Source organism: Aeromonas sp. YN13HZO-058 (assembly GCF_001921245.1).
Lineage (GTDB): Bacteria > Pseudomonadota > Gammaproteobacteria > Enterobacterales > Aeromonadaceae > Aeromonas > Aeromonas allosaccharophila.
This window is the reverse complement of the sequence record NZ_MQSY01000062.1, coordinates 89,206-104,607: the sequence shown is the minus strand read 5'-3', so window position 1 is coordinate 104,607 and position 15,402 is coordinate 89,206. Positions and strand designations below refer to the sequence as shown.

Sequence of the window (15,402 nt, the reverse complement as noted above, 5' to 3'; positions counted from 1 at the left end):
CTCTTAAACGCTGTTGGGATCGACGGCCTTGGCCTTGGCATCGAGGGATGCCACCACGCCGCGGCTCACCAGCTGCTTGAGGCTCTGATCCATGGTCTGCATGCCGTGGGTCATCCCGGTCTGGATCACCGAGTAGAGCTGGGCGATCTTGTCCTCACGGATCAGGTTACGCACCGCCGGAATGCCCATCATGATCTCGTGAGCCGCCACCCGACCGCCACCAATGCGCTTGAGCAGGGTCTGGGAGATAACCGCCCGCAGCGATTCGGAGAGCATGGAGCGCACCATGTCTTTCTCCGCACCGGGGAAGACGTCGATGATACGGTCGATGGTCTTGGCCGCCGACGAGGTGTGCAGGGTACCAAACACCAGGTGGCCGGTTTCGGCAGCAGTCATGGCCAGACGAATGGTCTCGAGGTCACGCATCTCGCCCACCAGAATGATGTCAGGGTCCTCCCGCAGTGCCGAGCGCAGGGCATTGCTGAAGCTCTTGGTATCGCGGTGTACTTCCCGCTGGTTCACCAGACAGCGCTTGTTCTCGTGGACGAATTCGATGGGGTCTTCGATGGTGAGAATGTGGTGATGAAAGTTCTCGTTGATGTAGTTGACCATGGCCGCCAGGGTGGTCGATTTACCGGAACCGGTCGGGCCGGTCACCAGCACCAGACCGCGCGGGTATTCGGAGATCTTGCGAAAGATCTCCGGCGCATCGAGATCTTCGAGGCTCAGCACAGTGCTGGGGATGGTACGAAATACCGCGCCGGAGCCGCGCGCCTGCTGGAAGGCGTTAACCCGGAAACGAGCCAGATTGGGCACCTCGAACGAGAAGTCGACCTCGAAGTTCTCCTCCAGCTCCTTGCGCTGATGGTCGTTCATGATGTCATAAATGAGGGCATGCACTTCCCGGTGTTCCAGGGCGGGCAAATTGATCTTGCGAACCTCACCATCAACCCTGATCATCGGGGGAACCCCGGCCGAGAGGTGTAGATCCGAGGCTTTATGCTTTACACTGAAAGCCAATAACTCTGTGATATCCATAGACTTGTCATTCTCCCATCACAAGATCACTAACGAAATATGAACCAGATTGCCCAGCACCTGTTTCAGGTAAAGGAACGTATTGCCCAGGCCGCCGAACGGGCGAGCCGCAACCTGCAGCAGATCCGCCTGCTGGCCGTGAGCAAGACCAAGCCCGTCGAGGCCGTCATGGCCGCCCATGCCGCAGGTCAGCGCTGCTTTGGCGAATCCTACGCCCAGGAAGCGGCGACCAAGATCGATACCTTGCGCCAGCAGCCGGAATATTGCGACATAGAGTGGCACTTTATCGGCCCTTTGCAATCGAACAAATCCAAACTGGTCGCCGAACGGTTCGACTGGGTGCAGAGCGTGGATCGGGACAAGTTGATCGACCGCCTCAACAACCAGCGTCCCGCCAGCATGGCACCGCTAAATGTTTGTCTGCAAATCAATATTAGCGGAGAGAGCAGCAAATCCGGAACGTCGGAACAAGAGATTTTCCGCCTTGCCGAGCTGGTCTCCCAGAGTGACCGACTGGTGCTGCGGGGGCTGATGGCGATTCCCGAACACACCAGTGACGAGACCGTCCTGGCCGCCCAAATGACCCGCATGCAGACTCTGTTCACCGAGCTTGCGCGACAATACCCCACGGTGGATACCCTCTCGATGGGCATGACCGAAGATCTCGAGCTGGCCATTGCCCATGGCAGTACCATGGTGCGGGTCGGCACCGCCATCTTCGGCGCCCGTGACTACTCATAGGCAGGCTGGTGGATAACCGATAGATCCACCTCTTGCCGCGACTTCATCAACAGGAGCGTTTGATGGAACACCGAATTCTGGCGTCAGGTGGTGCAGGCAGCACCCACCTCGCCGCGACCCCATGTGCTACAGGAGCATCTGATGCAGCATAGAACGCTGGCCTTTATCGGCGCGGGCAACATGAGCCGCAGCATCATTGCCGGACTGGTCAAGGCGGGTTATCCCGCCGGGCAGATCACTGCCGCCAACCCCAGCCGCCCCAAGCTGGAGGCGCTGGCGAGCGAACATGGCATTCGCATCACCCAGAGTAATGCCGAGGCTGCCCGCGACGCCGAAGTGATCGTGCTGGCGGTCAAACCGCAGTTGATGGCCGACATGCTGGCAGCGCTGGTTGCCGAGCTGGGCTCCCTTGAGGGCAAGCTGCTCATCTCCATCGCGGCTGGTATCAAGGTGGCGCGCCTTGGCGAGATGGCCGGTGGCCATGACCGCATCATCCGCACCATGCCCAATACCCCGGCCCTGCTGGGCCTGGGCATGACCGGCCTCTATGCGCCCGAGCATATTGGAGCCCGCGATCGCGACTTTGCCGAGCAGATGATGCAGGCGGTCGGCAAGACCCTCTGGGTGGAGCAGGAGTCCAGCATCAACGGCGTCATCGCCGCGGCGGGCAGTGCCCCGGCCTACTTCTTCCTCTTTATGCAAGCGATTGCCGAAGAGGCAGAAGCAATGGGCTTCTCGCCCGAGCAGGCACGCCTGCTGGTGCAGCAGACCGCGCTGGGCGCAGCCGCCATGGTGGAGCAGAACCCCGAGCTTGCGCTGCAAACCCTGCGTGAGCAGGTGACCAGCAAGGGCGGCACCACCGCCGAAGCTATCAACACCTTCCAGCAGCAGGGGCTGATGCCGCTGACTGCACACGCCATGCAGGCGGCCGTCGCTCGTGCCACCGAAATGGAAACCCTCTTCTAACAGGAGCCCAGATGAACACTGCTTACTTTCTGATTAACACCGTTTTCGATCTCTACCTGATGGTGATCCTGCTGCGCGTCTGGTTGCAGTGGGCCCGCGCCGACTTCTACAACCCGATGAGCCAGATGGTGGTCAAGCTGACCAATCCGCTGGTGATCCCGCTGCGCCGCGTTATCCCGGGCTTTGGCGGCATCGATCTCGCCTCCGTGGTGCTGGCGCTGGTCATCGCCTTCGCCAAGCTGGCCCTGCTCAAGAGCATGAACGTGCTGCTGGCGGACTGGCTCAGCATCAGCCTGTTTGCCGCACTGACCGTGCTGAAGAAAGCAGGTTCGATGATCTTCTGGGTACTGCTGATCCGCGCCATCCTGAGCTGGGTCAGCCAGGGCCGCAACCCCATCGAATACGTGATGCATCAGCTGACCGAGCCGTTCCTCGCCCCTATCCGCCGTGTACTGCCGGCACTGGGCGGACTGGATCTCTCGGTGCTGGTCGCCTTTATCGGCCTGCAAGCCATCAACTACCTGCTGGGTGACCTGTTCGGCCAGCTGTGGTGGATGATTTGATGCCAGCCGTCCTGCAACAAGGGGATGAACTGGTACTGCATCTGGTGATCCAGCCCAAGGCGAGTCGGGATCAGATCATCGGACTGCATGGCGAAGAGCTGAAAGTGGCCATCACGGCGCCGCCGGTCGATGGCCAGGCCAACAGCCATCTGATCAAGTTTCTGGCCAAGCAGTTCAAAGTGGCCAAGGGACAGGTCACCATAGTGCGGGGCGAGCTGGGGCGACACAAAACCGTCGCCATCGACAGCCCCAAACAGTTGCCGCAAGAAGTGAGTGCACTGCTGAATGACGCGCAAGGCTGAATGAATCGGCCTGCGCCAACCGTAGATATGAGAGGGATGACAGATGAAAACAGCCTGGATGAGTGGCCTGCTGGCACTGCTGATGACCCTGCCGCTCAAGGCAGAACAGATGAAGGAGCTGGGGCCCTGGCTGGTGCACTACAACGCCTTCAACTCCAGCTTCCTCACCCCCGAGGTCGCCAAGGCGTATGGACTGGAGCGCAGCCGCTACAACGCCATCATCAATATCGCGGTACAGGACAAGCAGAAAGTGGCGCAAGCCGTGGGGATCACCGGTGAGGCCAAGAACCTGACCGGCACCATCCGCACCCTGAACTTTCAGGAGGTAAAAGAGGGCGATGCCATCTACTATCTGGCGACCCTCCCCTACCGCAACGAAGATACCTATCAGTTCACCCTGAAGATCATGGGCGGTGGGCAGCAACAGAACCTCAGCTTCCAGCAGACCTTCTACGTCGACTAAGTACCAAAAAGAAGCCCCGACCAAGGCCGGGGCTTCATTTTATCCATATGACAAGGGCGCCATCAGGGCGCCCTTGTTGCATCTATCCCGTACCGCAGCGGTTACAGGGCGAGGAACAGACCGGCCAGACAGGCGCTCATCAGGTTCGCCAGCACGCCGGAGAGGATGGCGCGCATGCCGTAACGGGCGATGAAGGATTTGCGCTCCGGTACCATGGAACCCAGACCGCCGATCAGGATCGCCATGGAGGAGATGTTGGCAAAGCCGCATAGGGCGAAGGTCACGATGGCCTTGCTCGACTCGCTCAGGGTCTGATCCTGCACCAGACCGATAAAGGCGACGAACTCGTTGACCACGATCTTGGTGCCGATCAGGGCGCCAGCGGCCTGCGCCTGCTCCCAGGGCACACCGATCAGCCAGGAGACGGGGGCAAACAGCCAGCCCAGAATGATCTGGAAGCTCAGATCCAGCCCCACCAGACCACCAGCCCAACCGAGCAGGCCATTGAGCATGGCGATCACGCCGACGAAGGCCAGCAGGGTCGCACCGACTGCCACCGCGATATTGAGGCCGGACATGGCGCCATCGGCCGCCGCTTCGATCACGTTGGTGGCGCGGGGGATCTCTACATCCTGACAGTGGTCAACTTCTTCAGCCTCAGGCGGCACCAGGATCTTGGCCATCGCCAGACCTGCAGGCGCCGACATGAAGGCGGCGGCGATCAGGTATTTCAGCTCGACACCGATACTCGCGTAACCCACCAGAGTACCGCCAGCGACCGAGGCAAGGCCGCAGCTCATCACCGCAAAGAACTGGGAATCAGACATCTTGGAGAGGTAAGGTTTGACCACCAGCGGCGCTTCCACCATGCCGACGAAGATGTTGGCTGTCGCGGAGAGGCTCTCGGCGCGGCCGGTACCCAGCAGCTTTTGCAGACCACCGCCCAGCAGGGCGATCACCCGCGGCATGATGCCTATGTGGTAGAGGATGGCGATCACTGCAGAGAAGAAGATGATGACCGGCAATACGTTGAAGGCAAAGATGAAGCCCAGTTTGAACTTGGCCAGATCACCGAACAGGAAGGCAATCCCCTCCTGGCCGTAACCGATCACGCTGCTGACGCTTTCGCTTACCCCGTTCAGCACGTGCTGACCGGCAGGCAGCCAAAGCACCAGGCCGGCAAACATGACTTGCAGGCAGAGGGCAAGGCCAACTGTTCGCAGCGGGATACGACGACGATTATCAGAGCAGATCACGGCAAGCGCCAGGATACTCAGGATGCCGAGCAGGGCAATCATAGGGACTCCATCAGGTGGGGCAAAAGATGGGCGCGGATTCTGCGCCTCTCACCCCGTCACTGCAAGTCCGCTTGGTTACAGCTCTGTTAGCAAAAACGTTTTCACGATATCGGTTGCGCCAACTGGCTGATTTGGTTCAATTTTAGTATCACGCGAAAGCCAGTGTTTTTATATGGAAACGATCATTCCTCACTGCCGGACAATTTACCGCCGAGCCAGGGGGCCAACCGCTGCTCCCAATAGGGTTCTGGACCGAAGCGGGCCTTAAGGAAATCGATGAAGAGACGGATCTTGGGATCCAGATGTTCGCGCCGGGCGTAAACGGCGTGTACCGCCATCTGCTGATTTGGCCGCCACTGGGGCAACAGCGGGATCAGCTGACCGCTCTGCAGCTCCTTGTCCAACAGGTAGTTGGCAATATAGGCGATGCCGAGACCGGCCAGCGCCGCATCCCGCACCGCTTCCGCCATATCCACCCGATAGTTGCCCGCCACCTGCACCGTCTGGCGCTCCTTGCCCTGACGAAACGCCCACTGGTGATAGCGGCGCTCCCGGCTCTGGTAGGTGATGCAGTTATGCTGGGCCAGATCCTTCGGATGGAGCGGCGTGCCGTGGCTCAGCAGGTAATCCGGCGAGGCCGCCAGTACGAAGCCGATGTCGGCCAGCCGCTGCCCCACCAGCCCTTCCGGCTTGTCTTCGTAAGTGGTGATCCAGAGATCCAGCCCCTCATCCACCAGGCTGGTTCTGTGGTCGAACAGCGAGACCTCCAGCTCCAGCTCGGGATAGCAATCCTGAAACGCCTTGAGATGGGGAATGACATGCAAACGACCGAAGGATTGGCCCACCCCGAGATGGAGCACACCGCTCACCTTGCCACGCCGCTCGGCGATCATGGAGTCAGCCTCGTGCGCCACCGCCACCAGCGCATGGCAGTGACGGGCATACTCCTGCCCCAGCTCAGTCAGGGCAAAGCGGCGGGTGGTACGCTGCACCAGCTGGGCGCCGAGGGTGGTCTCCAGCAGCGCCAGCTGCTTGCTGATATGGGATTTGGAGACCCCGAGACGACGGGCAGCGGCAGAGATCCCCTGCTCGCGCACCAGCGCATCGAAGATGACCATTTGGGGAAGACGTTGCAGCACAAGATAACCAGAGTGAGTGGCGGGCGCCCATTATTCCAGAGCCGCCCGCCAAGGGGTAGGGTCAGAGTCCCAGCGCCCGGGTGATCTGCAGTTTGAGGGGATCGTCAGACGGATTCTGGTTGGCGCCGTAGCTGGCGATCAGCTTGCCATCGCGCCCCACCAGATACTTGTGGAAGTTCCAGTTCGGCTCATCCCCGTCTGCGGCCGCCGCCAGCCCCTTGAACAGCGGCACCGCATCGGAGCCGCGCACCGCTACCCGATTGAACATCGGGAAGGTGACGCCATAGTCGCGGCGGCATACCTCGGCGGTCTTGGTCTCGTTACCCGCCTCCTGCCAGAAGTCGTTGGAGGGGAAACCCAGAATAATCAGCCCTTTATCCTTGTAGCTCTGGTAGAGCTTCTCCAGATCGCGGAACTGGCCGCTGTAACCGCAATAGGAGGCGGTATTGACCACCAGCACCACCTTGCCCTCGGTCAGCTGACAGAGGTTGTGGCGCTGTGAATTGTTGAGCTCCCGCATCTCCACATTGAAATAATCGGGGCACGCCGCAGAGGCCGCGCTGGCCCCCAATAACAGCAACAGAGTGAACCATTTCATCGCCAAGACTCCTTTTGTTTTATCCATCATACGCGGTTACGACAGCCGCAGTTCACGCTCAATGCAGGGGAATGCCGGTCAACCAGCCGTGGCCCCAGAAGACCAGCAGCGCGGTGGCCGCCAAGCCCGCCCCGACGCTGATGCCGGTGCCCGTCCAGTTGGCCGTCGGGCGCGGCGCTTGTTGCCACTCCCGCACCGAAATCCAGACGATGCTCACCATCGCCCAGAGCCCGATGCCGCCAAACAGCACCAAGGATCGCGCTTCGCTGTTGACCAGCAGATGGGCCACCGCCCACAGCAGGGTGCCGAGCAGTTGGGGATGCACCAGCCAGCGGCGCAGATGATTAGCACCCTGACCGGAGAAGAAGAGGATCAGCGCAAAGGGCATCATCACCGTCATGGTCATCGGCCCCCAATCCGGCAGGAAGTAGAGCGGCAAGGCGCTGGCCGACCGCCAACCGGCGATGATGCAGGCGATGGCGACAAACACCAGCAGGGAGAAGAGCCCCTTGTAGCGATTCTCACCCAGCCGCTCGCGCAGCCGCGCCCGATGGGCCACGGCAAAACAGGGGTAGAGATGGATCAGGGTAAACAGCGCAACCCCCAGGGTCAGCAGGAACATGCGTCTCTCCTTGTACTTGGTACGACCACTATGCCGTAAAGGGAGAGATGCGCCTATAGAAACCAGTGACAGGGCAGGATACGGGGAACGTGAAGGAGACAAAAAAGCCGACCTCGAAGGGTCGGCGAAAAGTGCTAAGGGCAACCGGATTTCTCATCAAATGAGAAAGGCCCCCTCACGGGGCGAGGGATGGTCGATGCCCGGGTAGCAGGCATCGATCAAAATATCAGCGGGGCAACCGATAGAGCGCGGCCACGTTGCGCGCGGTCAGCTCGATATTGATGCTGGCGGTGGCCAACGCCTCCGGCAGGGACATGGCGCGGTTGACCACGGCGAATACCGCATCCAGCCCGTGCTCGTGTACCACACCGCAATCGTCAGTCAGGCAGCCGGAGATACCGATCACCGGCTTGCCGAACTGCTTGGCACAGCGTGCGACACCGATTGGCGTCTTGCCGTGAATGGTCTGGCTGTCGATGCGCCCTTCACCAGTAATGACCAGATCCGCATCGGCCACTTCCTCGGCCAGTTTCAGGGCTTCGATGACGATCTGGATACCGGGCTTGAGCTCGGCACCAAGCAGACCGACCAGCGCAGCCCCCATGCCACCGGCAGCGCCCGCCCCCGGAATATCCTTCACCCGGCAGCCAAGGGCCTGCTCGATGCAGTCAGCATAACGGGAAAGGTTGGCATCGAGCTGCGCCACCATCTCGGGGGTCGCCCCCTTTTGCGGGCCAAACACTGCCGAGGCGCCTTTCGGGCCGCACAGCGGGTTGTTCACATCGCACGCCACCTCGATAACCAGATCGCTCAGGCGCGGATCAAGACCGCTCAGATCGATGGTCGCCAGCTCACTGAGACCACCACCGCCCAGCTCGATGGCAGAGCCATCGGCTTTGAGCAGCTTGCCGCCGAGCGCCTGGATCATGCCGGCACCGCCATCATTGGTGGCGCTGCCGCCGATACCGAGGATCAGGTGCTTCACCCCCATCTCCAGCGCGGCCAGGATCAACTCGCCGGTGCCAAAGCTTGAGGTGAGCAGCGGATTGCGCTGCTCGGGCGCCACCAGATGGATGCCGGAGGCGGCGGCCATCTCGATGACGGCGCGCTCGCCATCACCCAGCAGGCCGACGAAGCCCTGTACATTGTTGCCGAGCGGGGCGGTCACTTCCACCGGCAGGATGCGGCCACCGGTGGCATCGACCAGCGATTGCACCGTGCCTTCGCCGCCATCGGCCATCGGCAATTTGACGTAGGTGGCGTTCGGCAGCACCTGCTTGAAACCGGCCTCGATGGCATCAGCCACCGCCATGGCGCTCAGACTCTCCTTGAATGAATCGGGGGCAATAACAATTTTCATATCAATTCCTTAGGCGAGGCCAAACACGCCAAACATCAGGGTGGAGACAGTGGCAATGGTCAGACCGACTGCAGTTTCGTAAGGGATAAGTTTCAGGCGCTCACCCACCCCCATGTGGACGCTGCCGCCGGTGGCGTGGAAGAAGGAGCCGTGGGGCATGTGGTCAAACACGGTGGCACCGGCATGGATCATCGCCGCACCGGCCAGACCGCTGATCCCCAGTTCAATCAGGGTGGAGCTGAATACGTTGGAGGCCACTACGGTACCGGCGGTAGTCGAGGCGGTCGCCAGCGACATCAGGGCACCGGAGATGGGCGCCAACAGGTAGGAGGGCAGACCGGAGGCAGTCAGGCCGCTAATCAACACATCTTTAAGGCCAGAGTTGGCGATGATGCCCGCTAGGGTACCGGTACCCAGCAGCATAATGGCGACCGGCGCCATGCGGGCGAGGCCGGAGACCGCAAACTGGTTCACCTTGCTGAACTTGCCCATCATCAGGGCACCGACCAGACCACCGAGCGGCAGTGCAATCAGCGGATCCACCACGATACCGGCGACCGGACGCAGAGCCAGCAGCAGGATGGCGACCAGCGGTGCGCTGATAGCGGCGGCAAAGCCCGGCAGTTTGGTACCCTCGAAGCTCACTACCTCGTCGGCGGCGACCTTGCTGCCCTTGTTGTTCAGACGCTTGGCCAGCCAGTAGGCCATCACCAGACCGAAGAGACCCGGGATGATGCCCGCAGCCATCACCGAGGTGAGGGGCAGATGGAAGGCATCCGCCGCCGCGATGGCGTTGGGATTGGGGGACATCACGTTACCCGCCTTGCCGCCGCCGATCATCGCCAGCAGGATGGCCGCCTTGGAGAGGTCGGCACGGCGGGCGATAGCCAGCGCGATAGGCGCAACCGTGATGACGGCCACGTCCACGAATACACCGACCGCAGTCAGGATCAGGGTCGCCAGCGCCAGCGCCAGCAGGGCGCGGGTTTCACCCAGTTTCTTGACGATGGTTTCGGCGATGGTGGTGGCCGCGCCCGACTCGATCAGCACGCCAGCCAGCACACCGGCCGCCAGGATCCGCATCACAGCGGTGGTGATCCCCTGGGCGCCGCCGATCATCAGGGCGACGGTCTGGGTCAGATCGGCACCGCCAATCAGGCCACCGGCCAAGGCACCCACGATCATGCCGTAAGCGGGCGGCACCTTCTTCAAAATGAGGATGATGGCGATAGAGAGCGCCGCGATGGCGCCAAGGGCTGTAACCGGGATCATGACGGACACCTTGAATAGATAGAGTGCTCGCCATTATGGGGATGCAAAGCGATAAATCTTTAGACGAAACGACAAATAACAGGCACAGAAAAGCACGTTAATTGTAAAAACAAACAATTACATACTCAGATTAAGCCCTAGGTAAAGCTGGAATTTGTCGTCTAACTTGTTGAAATTCAACCCGGTTATCTGCTCGATCCGACCCAGCCGATAGCGCAGGGTATTAGGGTGAATGAACAAGGCTTCGGCACAGCGATGCAGATCACAATCCTGCAAAAAATAGTGGCGCAGAGTCTTCTGCAGCGCCCCCTTGCTATCCTCCTCGGCCAGTTTCAGCAAGGGGGCTCGCAGCTGATCCGCTTGCCAGGAGTCCATCAGACTCCCCAGCAGCACCGGCAAGCGGTAGTCCTCAAAGAAGTAGACCTGCTTGCGCGGTGCCTGCCGCATGCCACGACGCAGGGTATCGCGCGCCGTCTGGTAAGAGCGCGCCAGCCCGTCGATCCCGGCGAAGTAATCGCCCACCGCGATATGCACCTTGAAGTGGGGAATGCGGGCCAGCAACTGCTTGATCCGGCTGCGCTCCTGCGCCGACTGCCAGACCCCCTCGCTCAGCTGCGCCGGTTTGAGCACCACTATCTCGTCGAGCCCGTTGATGGCGACCAGATTGTCCCGCTCCGGATTCTCCAGCTGATGAACCAGCTCCCGCAACCGAGCAGGGTCGGCCTCCTCCAGCGCCAACACCGCCACCACCCGGGGCTGGGCCAAGTCCAGCCCGAGAAAACGGGCCGCCTGTTGCAACTGATCGACTCGCCCCTCGCCACGAATGAGCTGCAACACCAGCTCCTCCTTGTGGCGCTTGTCCCACTGCAGCTGTTCGGTGAGCGCCGCCTGCTCCAGGATCAGTTCTGCCGTCATTCGCACCAGCTCGGCGTAAGCACGAACTTCCTCCGGATCGCCGGAGATACCGATCACCCCAATCAGCTCTCCCTGATAGGCGATAGGCAGGTTGATGCCGGGCCGCACCCCCTTGAGCTGCAGGGCGGTCGCTTCGCTGATCTCCACCACCCGGTTTTCGGTCAGCGCCAGCACGGCACCTTCGTGGCGCTCATGGATCCGCTCCGGATTGCCGGACGCAATAATGAGGCCGCGTTCGTCCATCACGTTGACCGAAAAGGAGAGGATCTTCATCGCCCGGCTCACAATCTGGCGTGCGAGCATGTCATTTAGCTGCATAGGTACTCCGCTGAACCAACCGGGAATAACCAGAGGTGATGACCAGTCTCTGTGGCTCATCCATCACGTTGACCGAAAACGACAGGATCTTCATCGCCCGCGCGACGATCTGGCGGGCAAGACTCTCATTTAGTTGCATAACATCTCCGGACAAGAGGCAGATCAGGCTGTGCTGCCCGCGTTAACCGGCAGCAGATGGGCGCAAAGATGCCACATCATCAAGACAAGCGAGAGGGGGATCGCTAGAATAGGCCACTTTACCCGATGTGGGCCCGCCATGGAGCAGGAATTGCGTGCTTGCACCCGCCTGCCCGTGATGGCCCATCCCTCCGATCTGGACTGTGCTATGGATTATGAATTTCGCCGCGACCCGTTTGGTGGCTATCGCGCCCGGTTCTCCATGGGCCATGAAGCCATCGGTCAGTGGTTGATCGACGAGGTTGGCAAGGATGAGGAGAAGCTCGATGAGCTCTTCGCCATCATTGACCAGCTTTCCAACCGCACCCGAGTCGAATACCGGCTCAATGGCGGTGACTACTCCCTGCTGCTGACCCACGAAGAGGCGGAGGTGAAAGCCAACGCCCTCAATATCGAGCTGGATGAGGATCTCGACGATCTCGCCTACTACGATGATGAACAGCTGGCCATGTGCGGGCTGGAAGATTTTGCCCAGGTGCTCGCCTCCTGGCGCGCCTTTATCCGTAACGAGGATATGGGCTGATTGACCCGATATCGGGTTAAAATACGAAATGAATATGTCGGGCAAACATGCCCTTTTGCCTAACTCAACAGGATTGACTATGTCTATTTACGATTTTGATGACGAACTGCCGGAAGACGAAGAACAGGAATCCACCAAGAAAGCCGCTGCGCCTGCCAAGAAGAAAGGCAAGCAGGTGATGAACACCCAGGTCAACCTGAGCCCGCGCGATGCCAGCCGCCTCAACGGCATGCACGTTGAAGCCATCACCACCCTGGACGACGTCAGCCTGCCGAAGAACGTCATCTTCAAGGCTGGCCTGATCGCTCTGGGTGAGCTGGAAGCCAGCAAGCGCGCCGATATCATCGCCCGCGTGATCGCCGAATCCGGCCGCTAATCCCCCCTCTGAATGCAAATAAGCCGGCGCGATTGCTCCGGCTTATTTTTTCTGCCATAGATGGCACCGCCCGCCGTTACGCCCCCCGACCAGCTCATCATAACTTCCGTTGGCATGTAATGTTGCCAGCGCGCTGTTGAAGCGCCGTACCACATCGGCCCCATCGGGTAATTTGCGCGAGACAATCAGATAAAGCGCCTCGGCCTCGCGAAAATAGGGCAGAGGTTGCAAATGACAGGGGTCGCCAAATGCCTGCAGGCTGGCGTCCGCCATCACGGCATCATTCATGGTGATCAGATCGACCCGTTGACGCGCCAGCAACTGCAGACACTGCGTCAGGGTCTTGGGGCTCTGTACGATCAACCCGAACTGCTTTACCACGCTATCAAAGTTGCTGGAGCTCCAGCCCAGAGGCATACAGACTTTCAACCCCTGCCATCGGCCAGTCAGCACAGCCTGACTGCCGCGGTAGGTGAACCATGAGAGGTGATCGAGATGGATGGGATCGCTGTAATAGAAATCAAGCTCGCGCTCACGGGTGCGAGCATACGGGTAGGTCGCCGTGGCCAGAACATTGAGGGCCTGTTGATAGCCCCGGGCCCAGGGCAGATAGTCCACAACCAGATCGTGATAGCCGGCAGTGTGAAGCACCCTGGTCACCAGTCGGGTGCTCTGCCCGCCCTCCGGTAAATCGACGCCGGAATAGGGGGAATAGTCCCCGGTCACCAGCGTCAACGGGGCACTGGATAGCCATCCACACCAACAACCGAGCAGCCACCAACCGTGCTTCATCCCGACCTCTGAAATTCAGTGCATGCGAACAGGGAGACGATCCTGATATTAGCCGCAACACCGACAATTGACGCCGTTATCAGTATCGGAGCAAGTCAGGCCCCCCATACCGGTCAACCGTTGCTTCACGGCATCCCGATATCTGCGTTGTGATGACCCTCCAAGATCCATCAAGCCGGAGTCACGGCTCCGGCTTGATGGTTTTTATGCGTCCCCACTCATCATCTATCGCAACGGGGCAACCGGGGTAAGGCTCCGGGAACCAGCTTGTCGTAATGACCACTGGCGCGAGCTTCAGCCAGCACCTCGTTGAAGCGTTCAATCAGCTCATGTCCCCCTTGCAACTTGCGCGAAACCAGCAGATAGAAGGTATCGCGCTGACGAAAATAGGGGAGCGGTTGCAGATAGTTGGGATCACCGAACACCTGCATGCTAGCTTCTGCCGTCACCGCATCGTTCATCGGCATCAGATCAACCCGCTTGAGTTCCAGCATTTTCAAGCACTGCGCCAGACTCTTTGGGCGGGTGAGTTGCAGGGAAAAACGGGCAATGACCTCATCCGCATGACTGGTACTCCAGCCTGCGGGAATGCAGACCCGCAATCCCTGCCATTTGCCATCGAGCACCCGATCGCTGGCGCGATAGCTGAACCAGGAGAGGTAATTGATGTGGATGGGGGCACTGTAATAGAAGAGCTTGGCCCGCTCGCGCGTCCAGGCATAGGGGAAGGTGGCGGACACCAGACCGTTGCGCGTCAGCTCGTAACCCCGGTTCCAGGGCAAAAACTCCACCTTCAGCTCGTCATAGCCCGCCTCACGCAGCAGGGTGGTAACCAGCCGGGTACTCAGGCCGCCATCAGGCAGCGCAGCCCCGGAATAGGGTGAGAACTCCCCGGTCACCAGCGACAAGGGGGCGCATGACAACCATCCACACCAACAACAGAACAACCAGCCATAGTGCTTCATCACCATCCCTCTTTTTACTCTCTTGTTGAGTATAGGAGGCAGGCCCGGATAACCCGCACTGGTTGCCTTTGCGCCGATGCAGCTGCTAAGGTGCGGCCCTTTTGTTACAAAGGAGTTCCGATGTTACCCCTACCCGACACACTGATCTGGGGAGCGCTGGCGCTGGCCACCCTGTTCTGTCTGGCACGGCAACGGCGGCCCGGTTTCCTGCTGCTGGGGGTAGCCCTGCTGCTGGCGCTCTGGCTCGCGCGCATCACCCCGACCACCCTGCTGGTGACGCTGGCCGCCCTGCTGCTGGCCTGGCGCCTGCCCTCACTGCCCGGCCATGGCCGTACCGTCGCATGGGGCGCCTTGCTGACATGGGCGGTAGCGCTGACCCTGCATCTGATCCCCGGATTCAGCAATCTCAAGGTACTGGATCAGGCGCTGGCAGGCCCCGCCAGCGTGCCGTTCAATATGTATCTGAACCTCGATAAGCCGCTGCTCTTGTTTGGCTTGCTGCTGGCCTGCCCGACGCTGCTCGGCAAGGGAGGAAGCATCCGCTGGCGCCCGCTGGCCCTGTTGTTGCTGCCGCTGGCCGCCCTGCTGGTCATCGCCTGGCAGTTGGGGGCACTGAAACCGGAGGTGGGACTGCCTCACTGGTGGTGGTTGTTCGCGCTGAACAACCTGCTGTTCACCTGTGTGGCGGAAGAGGCGCTGTTTCGGGGGGCGATCCAGCAAGGGCTGGCCGAACGCTACCGCCCCTGGATTGGCATAGTGGTGGCAGCCAGCCTGTTCGGGGCGGGTCATCTGGCGGGTGGCGCCCTATTGGCTCTCTTCGCCACGCTGGCGGGCGTCTGCTACGGTCTGGCACTCCAGCTGAGCGGGCGGCTCACGGTGGCGATCCTGTTGCACTTCGCCTTCAACTTCGCCCATCTGGCGCTGTTTACCTACCCGCTGGCACGGGCCTGATC

Annotated in this window: 18 protein-coding genes and 1 pseudogene; 8 read left to right on the top strand and 11 right to left on the bottom strand. The window is 60.6% G+C overall.

The annotated features are described in order from the left end of the window. Positions 1-3: 3 nt before the first annotated feature. Positions 4-1,038, bottom strand: a complete 1,035-nt coding sequence (gene tapT, locus BSP75_RS16350; protein WP_042063177.1) for a type IVa pilus ATPase TapT — start codon at positions 1,036-1,038, stop codon at positions 4-6. 39 nt (positions 1,039-1,077) lie between these two features. Between tapT and BSP75_RS16345 the strand changes: the two genes are divergently transcribed. The 5 genes from BSP75_RS16345 to BSP75_RS16325 all read left to right on the top strand — a co-directional run bounded on the left by BSP75_RS16345 (position 1,078) and on the right by BSP75_RS16325 (position 4,073). After that, positions 1,078-1,779 (top strand): YggS family pyridoxal phosphate-dependent enzyme, encoded by a 702-nt coding sequence (locus BSP75_RS16345; protein WP_075113900.1) that lies wholly within the window; start codon positions 1,078-1,080, stop codon positions 1,777-1,779. A gap of 141 nt (positions 1,780-1,920) precedes the next feature. Next, positions 1,921-2,745 carry a pyrroline-5-carboxylate reductase gene (proC, locus tag BSP75_RS16340; protein WP_075113899.1) on the top strand — a complete coding sequence of 275 codons (825 nt, stop codon included), beginning with the start codon at positions 1,921-1,923 and terminating at the stop codon, positions 2,743-2,745. Between the two features lie 11 nt (positions 2,746-2,756). After that, a complete protein-coding gene (locus BSP75_RS16335) occupies positions 2,757-3,308 on the top strand; it encodes a YggT family protein (RefSeq protein ID WP_042011910.1) in 552 nt (183 codons plus the stop codon). Next, positions 3,308-3,610 (top strand): DUF167 family protein YggU, encoded by a 303-nt coding sequence (gene yggU / locus BSP75_RS16330; protein ID WP_005341417.1) that lies wholly within the window; start codon positions 3,308-3,310, stop codon positions 3,608-3,610. The genes BSP75_RS16335 and yggU overlap by 1 nt, the downstream gene beginning before the upstream one ends. Positions 3,611-3,653: 43 nt before the next feature. After that, positions 3,654-4,073: a DUF4426 domain-containing protein gene (locus tag BSP75_RS16325; RefSeq protein WP_005340339.1), complete on the top strand. Its 420-nt coding sequence runs from the start codon at positions 3,654-3,656 to the stop codon at positions 4,071-4,073. A gap of 101 nt (positions 4,074-4,174) precedes the next feature. Here BSP75_RS16325 and BSP75_RS16320 read toward each other — a convergent pair whose 3' ends face one another. From BSP75_RS16320 to BSP75_RS21610, 8 genes and pseudogenes are all read right to left on the bottom strand, one after another. Further along, positions 4,175-5,371, bottom strand: coding sequence for a NupC/NupG family nucleoside CNT transporter (locus tag BSP75_RS16320; RefSeq protein WP_075113898.1), 1,197 nt, complete (start codon positions 5,369-5,371; stop codon positions 4,175-4,177). A gap of 182 nt (positions 5,372-5,553) precedes the next feature. After that, positions 5,554-6,489, bottom strand: coding sequence for a LysR family transcriptional regulator (locus BSP75_RS16315; protein WP_075113897.1), 936 nt, complete (start codon positions 6,487-6,489; stop codon positions 5,554-5,556). Between the two features lie 82 nt (positions 6,490-6,571). Further along, on the bottom strand, positions 6,572-7,108 hold the full coding sequence (locus tag BSP75_RS16310; protein WP_075113896.1) for a glutathione peroxidase: 537 nt from the start codon (positions 7,106-7,108) through the stop codon (positions 6,572-6,574). Between the two features lie 58 nt (positions 7,109-7,166). Then, positions 7,167-7,730 (bottom strand): NnrU family protein, encoded by a 564-nt coding sequence (locus BSP75_RS16305; RefSeq protein WP_075113895.1) that lies wholly within the window; start codon positions 7,728-7,730, stop codon positions 7,167-7,169. A 226-nt stretch (positions 7,731-7,956) separates the two neighbouring features. Continuing rightward, positions 7,957-9,090: a glycerate kinase gene (locus BSP75_RS16300; RefSeq protein WP_075113894.1), complete on the bottom strand. Its 1,134-nt coding sequence runs from the start codon at positions 9,088-9,090 to the stop codon at positions 7,957-7,959. Between the two features lie 9 nt (positions 9,091-9,099). Then, positions 9,100-10,362, bottom strand: coding sequence for an SLC13 family permease (locus tag BSP75_RS16295; protein WP_042063189.1), 1,263 nt, complete (start codon positions 10,360-10,362; stop codon positions 9,100-9,102). Between the two features lie 117 nt (positions 10,363-10,479). Next, a complete protein-coding gene (locus BSP75_RS16290; protein WP_075113893.1) occupies positions 10,480-11,595 on the bottom strand; it encodes a sugar diacid recognition domain-containing protein in 1,116 nt (371 codons plus the stop codon). 55 nt (positions 11,596-11,650) lie between these two features. After that, positions 11,651-11,734 (bottom strand): annotated as a pseudogene (locus BSP75_RS21610) (hypothetical protein); the annotation flags it as partial. A 207-nt stretch (positions 11,735-11,941) separates the two neighbouring features. On the opposite strand from BSP75_RS21610, the gene BSP75_RS16280 reads away from it, so the two are divergent. Beyond that, positions 11,942-12,316, top strand: a complete 375-nt coding sequence (locus BSP75_RS16280) for a YacL family protein (RefSeq protein ID WP_042656337.1) — start codon at positions 11,942-11,944, stop codon at positions 12,314-12,316. 79 nt (positions 12,317-12,395) lie between these two features. Beyond that, the gene (locus BSP75_RS16275) at positions 12,396-12,692 is read left to right on the top strand and encodes a hypothetical protein (RefSeq protein WP_033135544.1); all 297 of its coding nucleotides are present in this window, start codon (positions 12,396-12,398) and stop codon (positions 12,690-12,692) included. 42 nt (positions 12,693-12,734) lie between these two features. Here BSP75_RS16275 and BSP75_RS16270 read toward each other — a convergent pair whose 3' ends face one another. Together BSP75_RS16270 and BSP75_RS16265 are read right to left on the bottom strand one after the other, a co-directional pair. Further along, positions 12,735-13,484 carry a transporter substrate-binding domain-containing protein gene (locus BSP75_RS16270; RefSeq protein ID WP_075113892.1) on the bottom strand — a complete coding sequence of 250 codons (750 nt, stop codon included), beginning with the start codon at positions 13,482-13,484 and terminating at the stop codon, positions 12,735-12,737. Positions 13,485-13,705: 221 nt separating this feature from the next. Beyond that, positions 13,706-14,407: a transporter substrate-binding domain-containing protein gene (locus BSP75_RS16265; protein ID WP_244152218.1), complete on the bottom strand. Its 702-nt coding sequence runs from the start codon at positions 14,405-14,407 to the stop codon at positions 13,706-13,708. Between the two features lie 162 nt (positions 14,408-14,569). Between BSP75_RS16265 and BSP75_RS16260 the strand changes: the two genes are divergently transcribed. Continuing rightward, entirely contained in the window at positions 14,570-15,400 is an 831-nt protein-coding gene (locus tag BSP75_RS16260) for a CPBP family intramembrane glutamic endopeptidase (protein WP_075113891.1), read from the top strand. The last annotated feature ends 2 nt before the right edge of the window (positions 15,401-15,402 follow it).